General features: G+C 53.8%; 15 protein-coding genes. 10 read left to right on the forward strand and 5 right to left on the reverse strand.

Features of this window, described 5'->3' with window-relative positions:
• Window positions 1-152: 152 nt before the first annotated feature.
• The 4 genes from pepN to rplU all read right to left on the reverse strand — a co-directional run bounded on the left by pepN (window position 153) and on the right by rplU (window position 4,715).
• On the reverse strand, window positions 153-2,753 hold the full coding sequence (gene pepN, locus ACSC94_RS03750) for an aminopeptidase N (protein ID WP_435641724.1): 2,601 nt from the start codon (window positions 2,751-2,753) through the stop codon (window positions 153-155).
• A gap of 193 nt (window positions 2,754-2,946) precedes the next feature.
• The gene (gene obgE / locus ACSC94_RS03755) at window positions 2,947-4,014 is read right to left on the reverse strand and encodes a GTPase ObgE (protein ID WP_435641725.1); all 1,068 of its coding nucleotides are present in this window, start codon (window positions 4,012-4,014) and stop codon (window positions 2,947-2,949) included.
• 79 nt (window positions 4,015-4,093) lie between these two features.
• The gene (gene rpmA, locus ACSC94_RS03760; RefSeq protein WP_435641726.1) at window positions 4,094-4,378 is read right to left on the reverse strand and encodes a 50S ribosomal protein L27; all 285 of its coding nucleotides are present in this window, start codon (window positions 4,376-4,378) and stop codon (window positions 4,094-4,096) included.
• Between the two features lie 46 nt (window positions 4,379-4,424).
• Entirely contained in the window at window positions 4,425-4,715 is a 291-nt protein-coding gene (rplU, locus tag ACSC94_RS03765; RefSeq protein WP_014102759.1) for a 50S ribosomal protein L21, read from the reverse strand.
• A 177-nt stretch (window positions 4,716-4,892) separates the two neighbouring features.
• Here rplU and ACSC94_RS03770 point away from each other — a divergent pair, with 177 nt between their 5' ends.
• The 10 genes from ACSC94_RS03770 to ACSC94_RS03815 all read left to right on the forward strand — a co-directional run bounded on the left by ACSC94_RS03770 (window position 4,893) and on the right by ACSC94_RS03815 (window position 21,537).
• Entirely contained in the window at window positions 4,893-6,428 is a 1,536-nt protein-coding gene (locus ACSC94_RS03770; RefSeq protein WP_435641727.1) for a sensor histidine kinase, read from the forward strand.
• Between the two features lie 2 nt (window positions 6,429-6,430).
• Complete coding sequence (locus tag ACSC94_RS03775) at window positions 6,431-6,844, forward strand: response regulator transcription factor (protein WP_435641728.1); 414 nt, start codon at window positions 6,431-6,433, stop codon at window positions 6,842-6,844.
• A gap of 142 nt (window positions 6,845-6,986) precedes the next feature.
• Window positions 6,987-7,874 carry a mechanosensitive ion channel family protein gene (locus ACSC94_RS03780; protein WP_435641729.1) on the forward strand — a complete coding sequence of 296 codons (888 nt, stop codon included), beginning with the start codon at window positions 6,987-6,989 and terminating at the stop codon, window positions 7,872-7,874.
• A gap of 209 nt (window positions 7,875-8,083) precedes the next feature.
• Window positions 8,084-10,882 carry a calcium-binding protein gene (locus ACSC94_RS03785; RefSeq protein WP_435641730.1) on the forward strand — a complete coding sequence of 933 codons (2,799 nt, stop codon included), beginning with the start codon at window positions 8,084-8,086 and terminating at the stop codon, window positions 10,880-10,882.
• Between the two features lie 54 nt (window positions 10,883-10,936).
• A complete protein-coding gene (locus ACSC94_RS03790) occupies window positions 10,937-12,625 on the forward strand; it encodes a peptidase domain-containing ABC transporter (protein ID WP_435641731.1) in 1,689 nt (562 codons plus the stop codon).
• On the forward strand, window positions 12,622-14,889 hold the full coding sequence (locus tag ACSC94_RS03795; RefSeq protein WP_435641732.1) for a peptidase domain-containing ABC transporter: 2,268 nt from the start codon (window positions 12,622-12,624) through the stop codon (window positions 14,887-14,889). The genes ACSC94_RS03790 and ACSC94_RS03795 overlap by 4 nt, the downstream gene beginning before the upstream one ends.
• Window positions 14,890-14,903: 14 nt before the next feature.
• Entirely contained in the window at window positions 14,904-16,250 is a 1,347-nt protein-coding gene (locus ACSC94_RS03800) for an HlyD family type I secretion periplasmic adaptor subunit (protein ID WP_435641733.1), read from the forward strand.
• A gap of 30 nt (window positions 16,251-16,280) precedes the next feature.
• Window positions 16,281-17,228: a response regulator gene (locus tag ACSC94_RS03805; RefSeq protein ID WP_435641734.1), complete on the forward strand. Its 948-nt coding sequence runs from the start codon at window positions 16,281-16,283 to the stop codon at window positions 17,226-17,228.
• Window positions 17,229-17,376: 148 nt separating this feature from the next.
• On the forward strand, window positions 17,377-18,465 hold the full coding sequence (locus ACSC94_RS03810) for an efflux RND transporter periplasmic adaptor subunit (RefSeq protein WP_435641735.1): 1,089 nt from the start codon (window positions 17,377-17,379) through the stop codon (window positions 18,463-18,465).
• 3 nt (window positions 18,466-18,468) lie between these two features.
• A complete protein-coding gene (locus ACSC94_RS03815) occupies window positions 18,469-21,537 on the forward strand; it encodes an efflux RND transporter permease subunit (protein ID WP_435641736.1) in 3,069 nt (1,022 codons plus the stop codon).
• Here the strand turns inward: ACSC94_RS03815 and ACSC94_RS03820 are convergent, their stop codons facing one another.
• Window positions 21,538-22,587 (reverse strand): aldo/keto reductase, encoded by a 1,050-nt coding sequence (locus ACSC94_RS03820; protein ID WP_435641737.1) that lies wholly within the window; start codon window positions 22,585-22,587, stop codon window positions 21,538-21,540.
• Window positions 22,588-22,590: the final 3 nt, after the last annotated feature.

The raw sequence follows: 22,590 nt of genomic DNA on the forward strand, positions 1-22,590 counted from the left end.
ATGGACACGGATAAACACGAATAAAGGGCTGAAACCCCGCCATTCGTCATCCCGGCGAAGGCCGGGATCCACTCAATAGATCGTATGGATTCCGGCCTGCGCCGGAATGACGGAAAAATCCGTGTTTATCCGTGTCCATCCGTGGTTGATTCTTACTTCAACGTCTTGCTGACAATTTCAAACACATCCGGGGACAGGTTTTCCTGGGCCAGAATACGCTCCAGCGCTGCTTTCATCTTTGCCTGACGATCCGGCGTATAACGGCGCCATTCGCGCAAAGGCCCTAATAAACGCGCGGCGATTTGCGGGTTTTTGGTGTTCAGGGCGATGATGGCATCGGTGAGGATATCATAGCCGCGCCCGTCTTTGGCATGGAAACACACCGGGTTATTCATGGCAAAGGCCGCGAACAAAGACCGCACACGGTTCGGGTTGAGCAGGGTGAAGGCCGGGTGGTCTTTCAGTGTCGCGATCCGGTCCAACGTGGACGGGATCGGGGCGGAGGCCTGCAGGCTGAACCATTTATCGATGACCAGCGGGTATTGTTCAAACCGTTTGAAGAAATCATCAAACACCGCATCGCGGTCCGCACCATCCGTCTCCGCCAGAACCGACAGGGCCGCCACGCGGTCGGTCATGTTGTTTGCGGATTCATATTGCTGGCGCGCCAGTGAAACCGGTGGGTTCGGGCCTTTCATCAGCAGACGCAGGCATACATTTTTCAACGCGCGGCGTCCGGCGGATTCTGCGTCGTTGCTGTAGGTCGTGGGCGTGTTACAGGAATCGTAAATCGCCTGAATCTGGTCACGGTAGCGGGCGGCCAGATCGTGCAGGACACGGCGGCGAACCGTGAAAATCGGGTCCGGATCAACGATTTTGCGTTGTTGCGCGATAATCGCCAGATCGGGCAGAGACAAAGCGCGCGCCATCAACGCGCGGTCGGCATTGCCCGCATTGGCCTGATCCAGCATCAACCCGTAAGAGTCGATGAAGGCCGGGTCGGTGAGAGCCGCGCCACCGGATTCCACCGTGTCAATCATCCGTCCCATCATGCGCAGGGCGAGGATCTGGCCGGATTCCCAACGGTTGAACCCATCGGAATCATGCACCATCAGGAAGCGGTAATCATCATCGCTCAAATTCGTGTGCAATTTCACCGGGGCCGAAAAACCGCGCAGGATTGACGGTACTGGTTTCACCGCAACGTTCTTAAACGTGAAGGTTTGTTTGGCGTCTTTCAATTCCAGCAATTGCTGGTCCAGATCATGCCCGTTCGGGCCGACCAAACCAACCATCACCGGAATGTGCATTGGTTTTTTATCCGGCTGGCCCGGTGTGGGCGGTACAGTTTGGGACAGGGTCAGGTGATAGGTTTTAGCCGCGGCATCGTAATGGCCTTCGGCGGTTACTTCCGGTGTTCCGGCTTGGGAATACCACAATTTGAATTGGGACAGATCGACACCGGATGAATCCTGCATACATTGCAGGAAATCATCGCACGTGACGGCCATGCCGTCATAATGATCGAAATACAGATCGGTGGCTTTGCGGTATTTATCATCGCCCAGCAAGGTGTGTTGCATGCGAATGACTTCTGCACCCTTTTCATAGACGGTCAGGGTATAGAAATTGTTGATTTCGATGTAGTTGTCCGGGCGGATCGGGTGGGCCATCGGGCCGGCATCTTCCGGGAACTGCATATTGCGCAGGCGGACGACGTCATCGATGCGTTTGACGCCACGCGAATTCATATCGGCGGTAAATTCCTGATCCCGGAAAACGGTCAGGCCTTCTTTCAACGACAATTGGAACCAGTCGCGGCAGGTGACGCGGTTGCCGGTCCAGTTGTGGAAATATTCGTGGGCGATCACGCCCTCCACCCGTTCGAAATCCATATCGGTGGCGGTTTCGGGCCGGGCGAGGACGAGGGCGGTGTTGAAAATGTTCAGCGATGTGTTTTCCATCGCGCCCATGTTGAAATCGCTGACCGCGACGATGTTGAACCGGTCGAGCTGGTATTCGCGGCCATAGGTTTTTTCGTCCCATTCCATCGAACGTTTTAGGGATTCCATGGCCCAGTCACATTGGTTTTCATCGCCCGCGCGGACATAAATGCGCAGATCGACAATGCGCCCCGACATGGTGGTGAATGAATCGCGGATATGCACCAGATCGCCCGCGACCAACGCGAACAGATAGCAGGGTTTCGGGAACGGGTCGTTCCAGACCGTGTAATGGCGGCCATCGCCGCAATCGCCTTCCTCAATCAAATTGCCGTTGGACAGCAAAACGGGACAGGTTTTCTTGTCGCCCTCAACCCGGGTGGTGAAAATGGTCATCACATCGGGGCGGTCGGGGAAATAGGTGATGGTGCGGAAGCCCTCGGCTTCGCACTGGGTGCAATAATTCCCGCCGGACATGTACAGGCCTTCCAGCGCGGTGTTTTCCTCTGGGCAGATTTCTGTTTCAACGCTCAGGGTGAAATCATTGCCGGGGTGCGGGATGGACAGAGTTTTATCATCCACACTGTAATCGGTTGTGGCCGCACCGTTGATGGCAACGGATACCAACTTCAAACGCTCGCCATTCAAAACCAGCGGTTCGGCGCCGTCATGGTTTTTGGTGAAATGCGTCGTGGCCTTCACCAGCGTCTTGCCCGCAAAAATCCGGATATCCAGATGAACGTCCACAACCTTGTATTTCGGCGGTTGGTAATCTTTCAGGAGGATGGTTTTGGGGGTGTCGGTGCGCATGGGAGCCACTGTTTGTGAGGGGTGGATTGATTTGTCACCATGCTACGCCGTTTTTACCACGGTGTCATGCCCGCTTTAGGCGGGCATCTGGCGAGAAAGTAAAGCGCGCGGCTTTGCCGCACACATATTTGTTGCCGGATCCCCGCCTGCGCGGGGATGACAAGGGTGATAACGCGGGAATGCAAATGGAGATTTACTGCCCGTCGGCGTTGGGGCCGGCGTAGACTTCCGGTTTGTACCCGGTTTCGCGTTCTTCTTCTTCCTTGCGGTACGCGCGGATGGCGGCGCTGAGGGCGAAGAGGACGTCGCGGACGCCTTCGCCGGAGACGGCGGAAATCTGGTAGATTTTTTGGTCGCCGACGACGGCCTGCAATTGCTTGGCTTGATCCGCCGACATTTCGGGGCCCATGGCTTCGCATTTATTCAGGGCGATAATCTCGGCCTTTTCAGCCAGCCCGCCGCCATAGGCTTCCAGTTCCGTGCGAATGGTGTGATATGCGCCAACCACGTCATCTTGCGTCACGTCGATGATGTGCAGCAAAACGGCCGTGCGTTCAACGTGGCCGAGGAAGCGTGTGCCGAGGCCGTGGCCTTCGTGTGCGCCTTCGATCAGGCCGGGAATATCGGCCAGAACGAATTCAGTGTTATCAGCCGATCGCACCACGCCCAGATTGGGGTGCAGTGTGGTGAACGGGTAATCGGCAATTTTCGGTTTTGCCGCGGTGGTTGCCGCCAAGAATGTAGATTTACCAGCATTCGGCAAGCCAATTAGGCCCGCATCCGCAATCAGTTTCAGGCGCAGCCAGACGGCGCGTTCTTCGCCGGGCCAGCCGGGGGTGAATTTACGGGGGGCCTGGTTGGTGGAACTTTTGTAATGGGCGTTACCAAAACCGCCATCGCCGCCGCGCATAAACACGACGCGTTCGCCAGCGACGGTAAAGTCGGCCAGAACGGTTTCTTTGTCTTCGTCCAACACTTGCGTGCCGACGGGAACGCGCACGACGACATCTTTGCCGCCCGCGCCGGTGCGGTCACGGCCTTGGCCATGGTGGCCGCGTTCGGCTTTGAAATGCTGGGTGTAACGGAAGTCGATCAGCGTGTTCAGGTCTTTCACGCATTCAAAAATGATGTCGCCGCCTTTGCCGCCGTCGCCGCCGTTGGGGCCGCCCATTTCGACGAATTTCTCACGGTGAAAGCTGACGCATCCGGGGCCACCGGAACCGCTTTGCAGATAGATTTTTGCTTCGTCGAGAAATTTCATCGTTTTTACTTTTCGTTTTGCAAAGAAAAGGGGGAAAGGTTTACGACCTTCCCCCCTCCAAAAACTTTAGGGCTGCGCCTTATTCAGCGGCGGCAGCGGCAGATGCGTCGTTTGCCGGGACGATGTTCACCATGCGACGGCCGGTACGACCGTGGCTGAACAGAACTTCGCCTTCAACCAGCGCGAACAGCGTGTGGTCTTTGCCGATGCCGACGTTTTTGCCCGGGAAGTATTCGGTTCCGCGTTGGCGAACAATGATGTTGCCAGCCAGAACAGATTCACCACCGTAGCGTTTTACGCCAAGACGACGACCAGCGGAGTCACGACCGTTCCGGGAACTACCGCCTGCTTTTTTATGTGCCATTTTATAATCCTCTTAAAACGCGTTGTTCTTTGCGTGCGAAGCCGAATTAAGCGGCTTTCACGTCCGTGATCTGGATCAGGGTCAGCTCTTGGCGGTGACCTTTGCGACGACGATAGTTCTGGCGGCGCTTCTTTTTGAAAATGACAACCTTGTCGCCACGGATCTGTTCGATCACTTTAGCGATTACGGTGGCTTTCTTTCCGCCATCGGCGAACAGAACATCATCCTTTTCAAAGGTCACGGTTTCGCCGGCCTTCGCATCGATTTTCTCGATCTCGATCTTGTTATCTTTGGCAACGCGGTACTGTTTACCGCCGGTGCGGATCACTGCAAACATGGTATTAATCCTTGGTTTTCTATCCGGATTTAGAGGTGCGAAATATACATGCCGGTCTGGTTCTGTCAAGTAAATGTATCGCACATTCGTATCTTTTATCGATACGGGGTATCTTTTAGCACAAGCCACTCTTTTTATTAAGCATTTTTATGCATGATAAGGGGCGTGAGGAACCCTATGCCAGCCGCAGTCAGCGAACAAAATCAAAGCCTTATCCTGATTTACGGGGATACGCCGGACCACCAGATGGGCCGGATTTTGTGGTCGCAGCTAAGCGGGCAGGACGTAAAAATCGAATTTCCGCAAACAATTCAAGAACTTGATGAATATGCCCCGAAGGCGGTTTTGATCGTTGTTGTCATTGGGGCGGATGGGGAAAACGCCGATCTGGCCCGCCGATTCACCACCCGTCCGGATATTCCGGCGGAAATCATGGGAATCGACCCAGAATCTGATATCCCGGCACGTCTGCGCCATCTGGGGGCCGGGTTTGACACCATCTTTAATCTGGAGATGCTGACCTGTGCTGATTTTCGTAACATATTGATTGTAAAGCTGGAAAAGGGGCGCGTGCGCCAGAAAAACGCCTTCCAGCGGGACGAATACCGGCGATTCCGGGCCTCTCTGGCGGCCAGCCCGGATGCGTTTATCGTCTTTGATAATGAAAAACGCCTGTTCTTCGTCAGTGAACATTACAAGCGATTCTATGGTCCCTATGCCAGCCGTCTGGTGCGGGGGCTGCCTGTGGCGGATGCCTTTAATCTGGCCTTTGAATTTCATGGCCTGACCGAGGATCATCCAATCTACGAATTATCGGCGGCATTCTGGTTGAACCTAGAGGGGCAGATTGAATTCCCGTTACCGGATGGGCGGATCTGGCGCTGCAAGGCCACGCCGCTGCCGGATGATCAGGGGACGATTATCACAACAACCGACATCACCGATTACCGCGCCCAGCAAAAAGAGTTGCGGGAAAAGACGGAGGAGCTGTCGGAGGCGTTGGAGAAAGAACAGGAAGCCAGCGCCCTGCAAAAACAATTTATCGGGATGGTCAGCCATGAATTTCGCACGCCGCTGACCATCATCGACGGCCATGCCCAGATTTTACAGCGCCGGGCGGATCAGATTGATGCGGACACCATTCGCAACCGCACCAAAACAATCCGCAGCGCGGTATCGCGTCTGGTGAATATGATGGAAAGCGTTTTGTCATCCAGCCTGTTGACCACGGGGAAGATGGAACCACATCCCGAAGAATTCGATTTATCCGCATTGATCACCGAATTGTGTGATGAGCAGGCCGAATTGGCCAGCGCCCATAAAATTTCATGCGATGTCACCGGATTGCCCGCATCCGTGCGGCAGGATCGCAAAATGATGACGCTGGTTTGCACCAATATTCTGGCGAATGCGGTGAAGTTTTCACAGAATGATCCGATAATTCAGGTAACGGCCCGCGTGAATGGGGCCGATATTGAGGTCAGTATTCAGGATAATGGCGTGGGCATTCCGGAATCGGAAATTGACAAAATTTTCGATCGTTATTTCCGCGCCAGCACCGCATCGGGTATTCCGGGGACGGGCATTGGTCTGTCACTGGTGCGTGATCTGGTGCAGTTGATGGGGGGACGCATTCATGTTGAAAGCGTCATGGGGCAGGGTACAATGATTAAAATTATTGTACCTGATTTGAGAAATGGGAGTGCTGCGTAATTATGCCATCTGGTTCTTTTTCGTCTTTTCCATCCCGGTCCCGCGGCACCATTCTGGTGGTTGAGGATGAACGCGATCTGGTCGCCTTGCTGCAGGATGAATTATCGATGCAGGGATACAAGGTCGTCGCCGCCGAGAATGGCAGCGAGGGGCTGGAGTTATTGCAGGTGTATGAACCCGACCTGATCATCTGTGACCGGATGATGCCTGCCATGAGCGGGACCGAATTGCTGGCCCGGATACGGGGCGTTTTCCCACAGTACCGGGATGTGCCCTTTATCTTCCTGACCGCCCTGAGCGATCAACGGGACCGGGACGAGGTCGCGGACCTGAAACCCTATGCCTATCTGGCCAAACCCGTCGATTTTGACCAATTGCAGAAAACGGTCGAGGGGGCCATGACCGCCCGCCTGTAAGGGTGGCGTAGGCTTGGCATGCACATATAGAGAGGGGTGCCATGCGTTTTTCGATGGGGCGTCGCCATATTGATTGCACAATTTCATGGTTTTCTGTTGCCCAACAATAAGAAAACCATTCCGACGGTAAACAGAGCACATCATGGAAACAATACCCGCCTGGGCTTATGAGCTTGTAACCTCCGCTATATTCATTGCGGTTATTCTGGTTGCGCGGACATTGCTGGTCCGGGTGATCCGCCGCCAGTCCGAGATATTGAGCAAGGAACAGCGCCGCTGGATCAACCGCATCCGCAACGGGGCGTGGGTTCTGGTTCTGATCGGGTTGATGATGATCTGGTCCACCCAGATCCATACCTTCGCCCTGTCCATTACCGCCTTTGCCGTGGCACTGGTTGTTGCGACCAAGGAAATGATCCTGTGCCTGATGGGGTCTTTGTTCCGGGTCAGCACGCAGCCTTATAAAGTGGGTGACTGGGTCATCATTGATAATGTCCGTGGCGAAGTCATGGATATTGATGCCTTCACCACCAAGGTGCAGGAAATTGAAGCGGGCCAGACCGGGTACCAGTTCACGGGCAAGGTTATCGCCATCCCGAACGGGAAATTGTTCACAGCAACAGTCGAGAACGCCAATTTCTCGAAAAACCACATGTTTCAGGATTTGTCCGTGACAATTCCGGCCAATACGGACGATCCGGCAATTTTATTGCCGTTATTCCGTGACGTGATTGAGAAGCATACGGCACCGGGGCGTGAAGATGCGCAGAAATATATCCGCCGGGTTGAACGCAAAAGCGGTGTCGACCTGCCGGACGCTGATCCGCAGATCAGTTTGAAAACCAGCGATCTGGGGCACGTATCTTATAAAGCGAAAATCTTCACGCAAACGAAAACGGCCAGCGACGTAGCGGCGGCGATTACGGCTGACTTCTTGTCACTGGTTTATCAGCGCAAGCAAATTGCAGAAGGCGTTAAAACTGCAGAGCAAAACGCGAATGTGGCAAAAGCCGGCGAAAAGACGGCATAAATGCAGGCACATTGTGGCCTTATACAAAACTATCCAGCATTTTAAGGATATCGCGGATGCAAGATCGGAGTGATTCATCGCATCCTGCACACACCTTCGCATAGTTGTATGCCTAAACCATAGAAAACCCCAAGTTTGTAAGCTGGCACAGCGGTTGCAAGCCTCACCCTGAGATCATTCGTTTTGAGTTTGAACCCAGGGGCGTAAAAATGGCAAGCGATACCACAATTACAACTGCCAACAATCCCGAACCGGCATTGGGCGCGGATAGCAGCTTCTTTGATTTTCAGTCTGATATACCTGCGTCTGCGCTGAAAGCGGATTTGTATGCGGCTGATGATATTGATGGTGTGACCGAAGGGCTGTCTGGCTCTGGGAACCTGAATTACATGATTGCGCAAACGCAGCAGACGAATGATGCCGCGATGACGAGTGATCCGTTCAGCAATAAATCCATTACAGATTTGTTTGATGATGTCCCCGGTCTGGCTGGAAATCAGGCTGGCGCGGGCGGTGATGGCGCCGCTATCGGTGCAATTCCGGGATTTGGTGGCGATGATGCGGATGCGGCTTTGGCATTTCTGGTGAACCAGCCGGGCAACAATGATGCCTTGCTGAATGGTGGCGGCGGCGGTGGTGAAGGCAACTTTGCCTCCAATGTCGGCGCGTTGGGTGCATCATTTTATGACACCAATGGCGCCAGCGAAACATTCAATAATAACAACACTGAAACCGCCGAAAATGGCCGCGATGGTGATAACGGCGACGACGGCGATGATGGTGACGATGGCGATGACGGTGATGATGGTGACGACGGTGATGATGGCGACCCACCAGACGATCCACCACCTCCGGGCCCGGATGGTGACGTCGACCTGACCACGGATGTGGATTCTGACATTATTGATATCGATCTGGATGCCAACCTTGATCCGCTGGAATATGTTCTGGGCGACATTGATATCGATATTGATGCCATTCTGGGCGATGTTTTGGATTTCGATGATGGCATTCTGCCAAATCCGGAAGTGATTATTGATGCGTTGATTGGCGGTATCGAACTGATCCCGGTTGAGATTGGGCCTCTGCTGGACCCGGTTGAAGAACTGCTGGGCGGAATCATTGATGACGTGAACCCGATCCTGGACACGTTGCTGGGCGATATGTTGCCTGTGAACGTGATCGATCTTCTGGATGGATTGCTGGGTGGCACGGAAGGTGACCGCGACCTGTTCGTTGATCTGGGGCTTGATGCTCTGGGTCTGGGGCTGGAAGGCCTTGATATCCTGAGCAATCTGGCGATTGATGTCCCCTTGGACGTTGTTGAGGGATTGTTGGGTGACATTGATATTGGCCTTGATATTGACGGCGTTATCAATGGTCTTCTGACAGGCTCGGCTCTGGATATTCCGGACTTGACGCTGGGACTGATTACGGCGGGCGATATTCTGCCTGACCTCGATACAACATTATTGTCCACCAATGCGTTGACGGAGCCTTTGGCCCCGTTGCTGGATCCGCTTTTGGATGCAACGGCTCCACTGTCCGATGGTGTCAATGGAATTACCACTGGATTGCTGGAAGCGTTGAGCGAATCCGTGGGTGATCCGTTGCAAAACGTGACGGGTGGTTTGTTGGACAACGACCTGACTGGCGGATTGCTGGAAACGGCCGGTGGTCTAACCGAAACATTAAATGAAACACTGGGTGATGGTTTGCTGGATCCTGTTGGTGATGTCCTGACCGATATCACGGGCGGATTGAGTGATGCCGTATCTGGTGCCCTGGGCGATACACCGTTGGATGGGTTGCTGGGCGATCTGACCGGTGGTGAAGATGGTCTGGGTGGTGTTATTGGCGATCTTGCTGGTGACACATTGCTGGAAGGCACAGGTCTTGACGATCTGACCGATGGCTTGTTGGGTGATGACAGTCCGGTTGGCGATATCCTTGAAAACACGCTTGGCGGTGATCTGCTGGGTGGCGATGAGGGTATTACGGGCCATGTTGGCGATACGCTGGGCGATTTGTTGGCCGGTGGTGACAATGGCGGTCTGGACAATATTGTTGATGGCGTCCTGGGTGATGATGGCCTGATTGGCGGCATTGGCGGCGATCTGCTGGATGATAGTCCGTTGGACGATCTTCTCGGTGGTGACGATGGCATTGGCGGTGTTGTCGATGATTTGCTTGGTGGTGATCTAGGTGATGGCCTTGGTGGCGATCTCTTGGGCGACTTGCTGGGCGGTGATGATGGTGTTGGCGGTATCGTTGATGAAGTTATCGGCGGCGAGCTTGGTGATGGGCTGGGCGGTGACCTGCTTGGCGATCTGCTGGGTGGCGATATCGGTGGTGATGATCCGCTTGGCGGCATCATTGGCGACGATGGTTTACTGGGCGGTATTACCGGAGATGATGGCCTGTTGGGAGGATTGTTGAACAATCCCAATCCCGAAGCGGGCGGTGCCGACACGGATCTTGATATCGATACCGGCCTGAATCTGGGTGGTATGGAGGATATCGCGGTTGATGCCGTTTTGGACCCGGTTGAAAACATCATTGGTGATGTCGACATTGGTGTTGATGTCAGCGGTATTGTTGATGATCTGACCAGTGGCAACATTGGCGGTATCACAGATGATCTGCTGGGAACACTTGAGAACGCAATTGATCTTGAGCTTGATTTGTTCAATCCGGAACCGGATCAGGATAGTGGCATTGATGCGGATATTGCTGGCCTTGCAGGTGATCTGCTTGGCGGCGATCTGTTGGGCGGTCTTGGCGGTGATGGTGGCAGTCTGTGGCCCGAAGCCAGCATTGGTGACGGTCTGTTGGATGGTGCCCTTGGTGGCGGTCTGATGGACGGTGCACTTGGTGGCGGCTTGTTGCCAGAACCAGAAGGTATTGTGGCTGATGGCTTGGGAATGCTGGGCGGCATTCTTGGCGGCGGAAACGACGATGCGGCCAGCGGTGGCGGCGGTGGTCTGCTCGGCGGTCTCTTCGGCTAAATAAAACGTGTGTAACTAGGTTTTTCAAAATTCCTCAATCGGCGGAGGTTTCGCATGCGCGATTCACTCGATATACGGGCAGGCCTGTTTCCTGGGCGCTATGCGTTCAGCACGCTGGTTCTGCCAACATTGTGCATCAATATTCTGTCTCTGGCTCTGCCGTTTCTGACCTTGCAGGTCTATGACAGGATTTTGCCGAACCCTGATGGTGGCACGTTGTCGGTTTTGATTGCCGGCATTTTGGTGGCCATCATGCTGGAAACCGTCCTGCGCATGGGGCGGGCCTATGTCATGGGGTGGAGTTCTGCATCCTTTGAACACCGCACATCCGTTGCCGCCATTCGCCAGATGATGAATGCGGAATTATCCGCCGTAAACCAGATGGGGACAGGGGAAGCCCTGAACCGTCTGGCCGCCGTTGGTAAAATTAAAGACTTCCAGAACGGCAGCATTCTGGTCACCGTCATTGATGCGTTGTTCATTCCGGTGTATCTGGCCGCGATTATTTATATTGCGGGTGGATTGGTTTTAATCCCCGTGGCCATTCTGACCCTGTTCATTATTTCGTCCGTGTTTCATGGCGTGCGTTTGAAAGCCGCCTTGCATGACCGTGAGGAAGATGACGATGCCCGTTACAACTTCCTGATTGAAACATTGCAGGGCATTCACACGTTGAAATCTTTCGCGCTGGAAAAAGTATTCCAACGCCGTTATGAAAAAATTCAATATAATACGACACTGGCAAACTACGCCGTGACCGAAGAAACGGCCAAGTCGTTTAACAGTGCCAACGTTTTTGCCAGTCTGATCGTAGCCGCCGTGATTGCCGGTGGCGCATGGATGGTTGTGACGGGCCGCATGTCGTCCGGCGGTATGATTGCCGCCATTCTGCTGTCCGGTCGTTTGATGTTGCCGGCACAGAAAGTTCTGGGCCTGTGGATCCGGTATCAGGATTACCAAGTGGCCCGCGACAAAATCAATACATTGTTGCACATGCCGCAGGTCGCGCGAGATCAGAGTGTAGAAACACCGATGTCGCAGGGTATTGTTGAGCTGCGTTCTGTTGGTTTCCGTTATACGGATGCATCGCCGTGGTTGTTTCGCGATGTTGACCTTGCCCTGCACCCCGGTCAGGCGATCCGCATTTCCGGCGCGCATGGTGCGGGTAAAACGGCTTTGCTGAAACTGATCGTTGGTCTTTATCGTCCGCAGGAAGGTGAAGTTCTGGTTGATGGGGTTCATCCGTCCGTGTTCCCCGATGGTCATTTGTTGAGCCATATCGGATATATTCCGACCAAAGGAACGTTATTCCGTGGCCGTATCCGTGACAATTTGACCCGCTTTGGCATGGTGCCGGAATCCGACGTGCGTGCCGTGACCGCCATGCTGGGGATTGATCGTGACGTTTCTGCCTTGCCCAAAGGGTTTGATACGTGGGTTGAAGGGACAGAAAACGATGTTTTGCCACCGGGTTTGCGCCAACGCATTGCCATTGCGCGCGCGCTGGCCGGTCACCCCAAAGTGATTTTGTTTGACGATGCTGACCGCAACCTGGACCGCGACGGATATCGTGCCGTACACACCATGCTGGGCCGTCTGAAACATAAGGCATCCATCATTATGGTCAGTGATGACCGTAACATGACGTCTCTGTGTGATCGGCACTATCGTCTGGATATCAATGGGCTGATCCCGCAAATGGATGAACGCACATCCCTTTATGATCTGGAGTTACGCGCATGACATCCGCTTCGAAAATCACAGGTATGATGGCCGCGCCCCAGCGGTCAAAAACCCGGTACAGCGATATTAACGACGGACAAATAAAATCCACGTCCGAGATTGCCGCACTGGATGGATTGATGCAGCGTTTGCAGGAAACGACATGGTCCGGGCAAAACCGTGGTGTGCATCAGGGTGCATGGGAGCGGTCACTGTGCATGACATTGCTGGCCATTGATCCGGATATTAAATTTCACCGCATTGCGGAATCTTTATCTGCGCCGGAACGTCAAATGGACCGTGTTGATTTTATGAACACGATGGCCAATCTGGGGTTCCGGGCCAGTACATTTGAATCATCCATCAATAATGTTGATGACCGTGTGAAGCCGTGCCTGTTTATTCCGGACGGCGAAACGGAAACCCCGTTCGTTATCCTGCCGGGCAGCCGTATTTATGACGGCGAACAACACCGGATGAAAGATACAAACGGCAAACGCGGTGGGATGAGTGGCAAGGCCATTAAATTCACCACCTATGATGAATCGTTTGAATATACGTCTAAATTCATGCGTAAGGGCACGGGCCATAGCTGGTTCCGCGCGTTGTTGACCCGTTTTTCCGGAACGATCTGGCAAGTCCTTGCCACCGGGATTGTGCTGAACCTGATTGCGCTGTCCACGCCGTTGTTCATTATGATGGTGTATGACCGCGTTGTGTCGGCTCATGCCTTGGAAACATTGCCGATGCTGACCGCCGGGGTGATGATTGCCATTGCCGCGGAATGGATGTTGCGCACCATTCGGTCCCATGGTCTGTCGTGGTTGGGCGGACGGTTGGACAATATTGTCAGCAATCGCATTTTTGAGCATTTAATGAATTTGTCGCCGTCTTATATCGAACGGGCCCCGATCCCGTCACAGGTGGCGCGTATTAAAACATTTGAATCCGTGCGTGACTTCTTCTCTGGATCCGCCTTCCTGTCGGTTCTGGAAATGCCGTTTATGATTATTGCCTTGCTGGCCATTGCGTTTATTGCGGGGCCGTTGGCTCTGGTTCCTGTGTTTATGATGGTTTTGTACGCCATTCTGGCCTACATCACATGGCAGCGTGTGAAAGTGGTCATTCGTCTGGCCGCAAAAGCCAGCTCGGCCCGCCAGCAATTTGCTTTGGATACGTTTGACAAGCTGGAGGATATTCGCGCCAACGGTCTGCAAAATATCTGGATGGAAAAATTCCGTGATTTGTCTGGCCGTGAAGCCATGGCGCAGTTCAAACTGGCTTGGTCCGGGAATATTGGTGAAACGCTGGGGCATGCCATTACCATTTTGTCCGCCGTTGCGGTTGTGTATTTCGGTACGCATCTGATCTGGGATGGTGTGATGACCACCGGTGCGCTGGTGGCCAGCATGATCCTGGTCTGGCGCGTCCTGACCCCGTTCTACAGCCTGTGCACAATGGTTCCGCGTCTGGAACAATTGCGCAACAGCGTGCGTCAAATTAACTCTCTGATCGATATTGATACGGAAGACCAAGCCAACCGCAATGCTGCCCGTCCGGGTCATATGCGTGGCCGTGTGACCTTTATCAATGCCGGATTGAAATATGATCAAGACCAGAACCCGGTCTTCGCGGGCCTGACCTTTGATGTGAAACCGGGCGAAATTTGTGCCATTACCGGCGAAAATGGCGCGGGTAAAACCTCGGTTCTGAAACTGATCAAGAAAATGTACATCCCGCAGGCGGGCAGTATCCGGATTGATGGGTTTGATATTCGCCAACTGGATTACGGCGATCTGCGCCGCAACATTGCCTATGTTCCGCAATCGCCGGAGTTTTTCTATGGATCGATTGCGGACAATATCCGCTTTGCCAACCCGTTGGCGACGGACAAAGAAATCAATATGGCGCTGGAACAGGCCGGTATTTTGGGCGAAGTTCAGAATTTGCACAGCGGCCTGAACACCAAGATTGGTCAAGGGCCGGATTCAATCAGCCTGCCATCCGCCATGGCCATTCGTCTGGGACTGGTGCGTGCCTATTTGCACGAAGCGCCAATTCTTCTGATCGATGAATTGCCGAACTCGCTTCTGAATGATGAGGCTGGCCAGTTCCTGCATGAAACCATTATTCGTGCGCATGGCCACCAGACCGTTTTCATGGTGACCTATCGCCGTGACTATCTAGAAATGGCGGATACGATTGTGCTGCTGCGTCGTGGTTTACAGCCACAGGCAGGGGCCGGTCCGATCATGATGGAACGTTTGAAAAAAATGCAATGGTAACCGAGGAGGGAACCATGATGGATAAATCAGTGATGAAAAAATCAGCCATTCAACAACCGCAATTGCGCTTTCTGGCGCAATCGGCCCGGTTGGAGGAAGAAATCAACCCCCGTTTGATCCGCCTGACATCCGGTGCGATTGCACTGTGCATTGGCGTGTTCATCGTATGGGCCAGCTTGACCAACGTGAATGAAATTGCCCGCACACCGGGTGAAATCATTCCCGCCGGGATGCAGAAAGTGGTCCAGCATTTAGAGGGCGGTATCGTCAAAGACATTAGAGTAAAAGACGGCGATATGGTGAAAGCCGGACAGACGCTGCTGGTTCTGGAAGAAACTGGCGTTCAGGAAGATTTGAACCGGGCCTTGACCCACGCCAGCTATCTGGCCGCACAAAAAGAATTGTTACAGGCCTTTGTGGATGGCCGTGACCCAAATTTTTCGGACATGAAAGATGTTTCGCCGGAAATGATTGAAGAACAGAAAAATGTGTTCAGAAGCACAGCCGAATCTCGCCTGAAAGAACGTAAAATCCTGCAGGATCAAGTGGCTCAGAAAGAACAGAGCATAAAATCACTGCAAGCCCGTCAGGCCGCAATTGGCCAGAATTTGAAGCTGGCGCAGGATATGTATGAACGCCGTCAGGGTTTGTATCGTAACGGATATATTTCCCACATCAGCTTCCTGCAAACGGAACAGGAACTGAACACGCTGAAAGGTGAACGCAGTCAGGTGAATAGCCAGATTGAAGAAGCCAGAGCCACGTTGCAGGAGTACCAAGGACGCCTGCAATCGCTAGAGGCGCGCAACCGCGATGATGCTTACCAACGCCTGAACGCGCTTGAAAACGAAATCAAACAAAACGCCGAGGTTAAAGATCGTTTGCAAAATCGTCGCAATCGGTTGGAAGTGGCCGCGCCCGTTGATGGTTTGGTGAAAGGCTTGAGCGTGAACACGATCGGTGCCGTCGTTGGCCCCGGCCAGGCTTTAATGGAAATTGTGCCGATGAATGATGATTTGTTGGTCGAAATCCGTATTCCGCCACAATATGCCGGTCACCTGACGCTGGGTCAGGAAGTGCAGGTGAAAGTCAGCTCGTATGATTTCTCCCGCTATGGTGCCGTGCCGGGTAAATTGACCTACCTGTCGCCAACAACCTTCGTCGGTGAGCGGGGTGAGCGTTTTTACCGCGGTCACGTGGCGCTGGATCGCAATTTCGTCGGTGGTAAAGGTCAGGAAAGCAATAAAATCATGCCGGGCATGACCGTGATGGCCGATATTGTGACGGGTCGTAAAACCGTGATGCAATATCTGATGAAGCCGATTCATACATCATTGATGACCGCTTTTTCCGAGCGTTAATCGTAGAAAACAGGAGACGCAACTATGGTAATGACCGTACAAGATTTGGAAGAAGCCGCAAGCGCCCCCAGTGCCACGCGTTCTGTCCTGATTGTTGATGATGATCGTATTTCATTGAAGTTTCTGGACCATCAGGTTCAGGCGATGGGGTACAGAACCGTTCTGGCCAGTGATGGGCATGAAGCTTTGACCATCTTGCAACATTCACCCGACGCCTTCGGGGCAATTTTGCTGGACCGGATCATGCCGCATGTGGATGGTTTGACGGTGATGCAGAAGGTGAAGGATAATCCGTATCTGCGCGATATTCCCGTCATCATGCAAACCAGCGCGAAAAGCCCGGAAGAAATCGAAGAAGGGATTGATTCCGGTGTTTTTCATTACCTGACCAAACCGATCAACATTGATATGTTGCGGGTGACGTTGCGGTCCGCCATGCGTACCTTTGAAACGCACAGCACGCACAAACGCGCCCGCACAAATTCAACAGCCGGTTTTGGTATGTTGCAAAGTGCCCAGTTCAATGTACGGACACCGGACGAGGCCAAAGTGCTGGCGGCGTTCCTGTCCGAATGTTTCCCGGAACCGGACCGCGTGTTGCAGGGGATTGAGGAGTTATTGTTCAATGCCATCGAACACGGCAACCTTGGGATTGATGGCCCGATGAAGGCGCAATTGACACAGAACGGAACATTGCGCCGGGAAATCGAACAACGATTGAGTGATCCACGCTTCGTCAACAAGGCTGTAGATGTCACGCTGACGCGTAAGGATGGTGGCGTTTATGTCGTCATCAGCGATCAGGGCGATGGATTTAACTGGCGCGACCATTTGAAAATCGATCCGGTTCATGCCGGTGATCGGTATGGACGTGGCATTGCCATGGCCGGGTCCGTGTGTTTTGACAAATTGATGTATAACGACAAGGGCAACAAAGCGGTGGCCTATGTCGCGGACGGTTCTGCGTTAAACTGGTGATTTAATTGCGATAACACTGCGTTTTCTGATTAAACACTGCTTGATTTTTCTATTCCGGGTTATAAATGACTGGCGGAGCACCCGTGTATGGTGCCCCGCCAGTCGCGTTTAATGTTGCGCGTTTAACATTTGAAAACCGGATATCCTGATGTCTGCAAAAAAGACTGTTTTTGCTGTTGTTTCTGTTTTGCTGGTGGCGGCTGTCGCGTCGGCGTTCTTTGTAAACGGGTATATGTCCAAGCCAGATGAAGCGCCTGCGCCCGCAGGTGGTGGTGTTCAGGCCGTTGCGGTAGAGGCCGAGGCCCCGACCATCGGGTCCATCAATCGCACGATCGAAGCCGTGGGCACCCTGATCTCCGATGAATCCGTGGTGCTTAGCCCCGAACTCGCTGGCCGCGTCAGTGCCATCACTTTTAACGAAGGTGAAGCGGTAGCCATCGGCCAATCGCTGATCAAGCTGGATGCGACGGTGAATGCGGCGGAACTGGCCGAAGCGGAAGCCGCTATGGCTTTGAGCATTGCCAACCATAATCGCGCGGAACGTCTGTTTAAAAGCGGCAGTGGCACGGAACGGGCGCGCGATGAAGCCGTATCCGCCATGAATGCCGATAAAGCCCGCGTTGATCTGGCGAAGGCGCGTCTGGATAAAATGGATATCAAGGCGCCATTCGATGGTGTCGCGGGCCTGCGCAATGTCAGCGTGGGGGATTACGTCACGCCGGGGCAGGCCTTAACCAACATTGAAAAAATTGATGTCCTAAAGGTCGATTTCCGCATTCCGGAAGTGTATCTGGGGTCCATGCGGCATGGGCAGAAAATCAGTGTGCGCGTCGATGCGTTCCCAAATCAAATTTTTGATGGTGAAGTGTTCGCCGTGAACCCGAAGATTGATGAATCCGGGCGCAGCATTATCCTGCGCGCGCGGCTGGACAACGATGAAATGATTTTGCGCCCCGGATTATTTGCACGGGTGAATTTGATTGTTGAAAACCGCGACAACGCCCTGATGATTCCGGAACAAGCCCTGTGGCCGCAGGGCAATCAGCAGGCGGTGTATACGATTGTTGATAACAAACCCGTTCTGGTCATCGTTCAAACCGGGCTGCGCCGCAATGGCATGGTGGAAATTACCGAAGGATTGAACACCAATGATATTGTCGTGACCGCCGGGCAAATGAAAATTCGCCCCAATTCATCGGTGACGATTATTCCCACCAACGCCGCCGCAGGGGAATAAGCCATGAACCTGCCCGCGCTGTGTATCAATCGTCCGGTCTTTGCCACGGTGATGAGCCTGATGCTCGTCCTGATCGGTCTCATTTCCTACGACCGTTTGACGGTGCGGGAATACCCGAACATTGACGAACCGATTGTCACGGTTTCCACCACCTATGGCGGCGCATCGGCGGAGATTATCGAAAGCCAGATTACCCAGCCGCTGGAAGATTCCCTGTCCGGGATTGAGGGTATTCAATACATCACATCCGTCAGCCGGGAAGAGCGCAGCCAGATCACGGTCACGTTTGAAGTCGACCGCGATGTTGACGTGGCCGCCAATGATGTGCGCGACCGCGTTAGCCGCGCGCGCAATGATTTGCCCGATGATGTCGATGAACCCGTCATCGCCAAGGTTGAGGCCGATGCCCAGCCGATTATTTATCTGGCCTTTTCCAGCGACCGCATGAGCTCGCTCGACGTATCCGATTACGTTGATCGCAATGTAAAGGACCGTTTGCAAATCATTCCCGGCGTTGCCGAGGCCACCATTCTGGGGGAGCGCCGTTATTCCATGCGCCTGTGGTTGGACCGGGCACGGCTGGCGGCCTATAACATTACGGTGCAGGATGTTGAAAATTCCCTGCGCCAGCAGAATATTGAAATTCCCGCCGGGCGCATTGAAAGCGTTGAGCGGGAATACACGGTTTTAAGTGAAACCGACCTGCGCAGTGTCCAGCAATTTGAAGACATGATTTTGCGGCAGGATGGTGGGTATCTGGTGCGCCTGCGCGATGTGGCGCGCGTGGAGTTGGGGGCGGAAGATGAACGCCGCATCACCCGCTTTAACGGCGAAAGCGCCGTGGCCATCGGGATTGTCAAACAATCCGTGGCCAACCCGCTGGAAGTATCACAGGCCCTGCGCGCATTGCTGCCTGAATTGGAAACACAATTGCCCGAAGGCATGCGCGTGGCCATTGCCTATGACTCATCCATTTTTATTGAGGAGTCGATCAAGGCGGTTTACCACACCATTGGTGAGGCTGTTGTTCTGGTCGCTTTGGTCGTGTTTTTCTTCCTGCGCACGGGCCGGGCTACGATTATCCCGCTGGTCACCATCCCTGTGTCCCTGATCGGGGCGATGGCGATGATGTATGTGTTCGGGTTTTCCATCAACACACTGACCTTGCTGGCCATGGTTCTGGCGATTGGTCTGGTGGTGGATGACGCCATTGTCATGCTGGAAAATATCTACCGCCATATCGAAATGGGTAAAAAACCCATCGAAGCGGCGATGCAGGGCAGCAAGGAAATCGTTTTCGCCATTGTTGCCATGACCATCACGCTGGCGACCGTTTATGCACCCATTGGGTTTATGGAGGGGCGGACCGGGCGATTATTTACTGAATTTGCGCTGACGCTGGCTGGGGCGGTTCTTGTTTCGGGGTTTGTGGCCCTGACACTGACGCCCATGATGTGTTCACGCATGTTGAAACACGAAGAAAACCACAGTTGGTTTTACCGTTTTTCTGAAAAACTTCTGAATGGTTTGACCGATGCGTACAAAAAATCGTTGGAAGCGGTTTTGCATGTCCGCCCGCTGGTGATTGTTGTTGGGCTGTGCGTTGCCGGGTTGGCCGGGTGGTTGTTTACACAAATTCCGTCCGAATTATCACCCACGGAAGATCGTGGAAATATCGTGGCGATTGCGTCCGCTCCGGAGGGGGCGTCAATTGAATATACGGACCGCTATGTCCGCCAGATGGAGGAATTGGCCAACACGCTGCCGGAAGTAAACCGCGTTTTTGCCGTTGTCGGGTTTCCGCAAGTCTCCAACGGGCGCATGTTTATCCGTATGGAAGATTGGGATGACCGCGAGCGGTCACAACAGGATATGGCCGCCGAACTGGCCCCGAAAATGCGGCAAATTCCCGGCGTGATGGCATTTCCAACCAACCCGCCATCATTGGGGCAACGCGCCGGGACGAAACCTGTGCAGGTTGTTGTGATGTCAACGGATACGTACCCGGAAATCAACGCGCTGGCGGAACAGATTGTTGATCGTGTTGCCGATCATCCATCCATGTCGGGGATCGAAACCGATCTGAAACTGAATAAACCGCAATTGCGTGTCGATGTTGACCGCGATAAATCCGCCGATCTGGGCATTGATGCCGCAACATTGGGCCGCACCATGGAAACCATGCTGGGCGGACGGCAAGTCACACGGTTTAAACGTGAAGGCAAGCAATATGACGTGATATTGCAGGTCGCCGACGTTGATCGCAAAAATCCGCAAGACATTACGAATATTTACGTGCGCGGACAGGGGGGTGACATGGTGCCATTGTCCAACCTGATCAGCGTGCAGGAATCTGTCGCGCCGCGTGAATTGAACCACTTCAACAAATTGCGGGCGGTGACGATTACCGCCAACGTGAACGATGGCTATACGCTGGGTGAAGCACTGGCCGTGATTGAAAAGGCCGCGAACGATGTCCTGCCCGCCACCGCACAACTGGATTACAACGGCATTTCGCGTGAGTTTAAGGAAAGCAGTTCCAGCCTGTATGTCACATTCGTGCTGGCCTTGTTCTTTATCTATCTGGTTCTGGCGGCGCAGTTTGAAAGTTTCCGCGATCCATTCATCATCATGCTGACCGTTCCGTTGTCGATGACCGGCGCGTTGCTGGCGTTATATTTCACCAATGGAACGTTGAATGTGTACAGCCAGATTGGCCTTGTGACCCTGATCGGGTTGATTACCAAGCACGGTATTTTGATCGTGGAATTTGCCAATCAGGCACAGGAATCCGGGAAGCGCCGGGCCGATGCGGTCATTGATGCCGCGGTTCAACGCCTGCGCCCGATTTTGATGACCACCGGGGCCATGGTTTTAGGGGCGTTGCCATTGGCGTTGGCCAGCGGTGCCGGGGCCGAAAGCCGTCAATCCATTGGCTGGGTCATCGTGGGTGGTTTGCTGGTGGGGACGTTGTTCACGCTCTACGTCATTCCCACCGTGTACACGTACCTGTCCAGCCGCAAATGGATGCACGCGGCCAGTGACGATGCCACACCCGTCGCGGCGGAATAATCAATACGGAATGGGGTAATTGCGATACACACGGTCAATATCGGCCAGCGTGTCGCGCGATAATTCCAGATCAAACGCATCCATATTGGATTTTAATTGATCCATGGATGTTGCGCCGATGATCGTGGACGTGACGAAGGGCTGCGTATCACAGAATTTCAACGCCATCTGGCACGGGTCCAGCCCGTATTTTTTCGCCACGTCATGATATGCGGCAACGGCCTTGTGTGCGTTTTCGCTGTCACGATGCAAGGGGCGTGAATCCAGCGACCAGCGTGATCCCGTTGGGCGCGCGCCGTTGGCATATTTCCCCGCCATAAATCCACCCGCCAACGGCGACCACGGCAGGTACGCGATATTTTCACGCACGCACACTTCCGCCAGCCACGGTTCATCGACACGGTTGAGCAGGGAATATTCATTCTGCATCGACACCATCGGGGTCAGGCCATTGTCCCGTGCAATACGGTTATAGGCCATCACGCCCCACGGTGTTTCATTGGATAATCCCGCATGGCGGATTTTTCCGGCGTGGACCAGTTCGGTCAGGGTTTGCAAAACCTCCAGGAAATTATCTTCAATTTCCGCCGTGGTGTTCGCGGTAAAATCCACCGCGCCGCCCCAATGGTTGCGGAAATGGGGGTAGGGGCGGTTGGGCCAGTGCAGTTGATACAGGTCAATATAATCGGTTTGCAGGCGCTTTAAGCTGCCCTCGACCGCTTCCAGAATATTGGTGCGATCAATCGTGGCTTTACCACCGCGCACCCACGCCATGCCGGACCCGGCAATTTTTGTGGCCAGAATAATTTTGTCGCGGTTTTTACGCGCCGCAAACCATGTGCCGATAATCTGTTCAGTCTTCCCATACGTATCCGGTGTTGGCGGCACGGCATACATTTCCGCCGTGTCGAAAAAATTGACCCCGCGGGAGGTGGCATAATCCATCTGCGCATGCCCTTCGGCCTCCGTATTCTGTCGCCCCCATGTCATGGTGCCAAGGCAGATGCGCGATACGGATAATCCGGTGGTGCCCAATGTTGAATGACGCATGGT

This window comes from Micavibrio aeruginosavorus (genome assembly GCF_051245535.1).
Lineage (GTDB): Bacteria > Pseudomonadota > Alphaproteobacteria > Micavibrionales > Micavibrionaceae > Micavibrio > Micavibrio aeruginosavorus_D.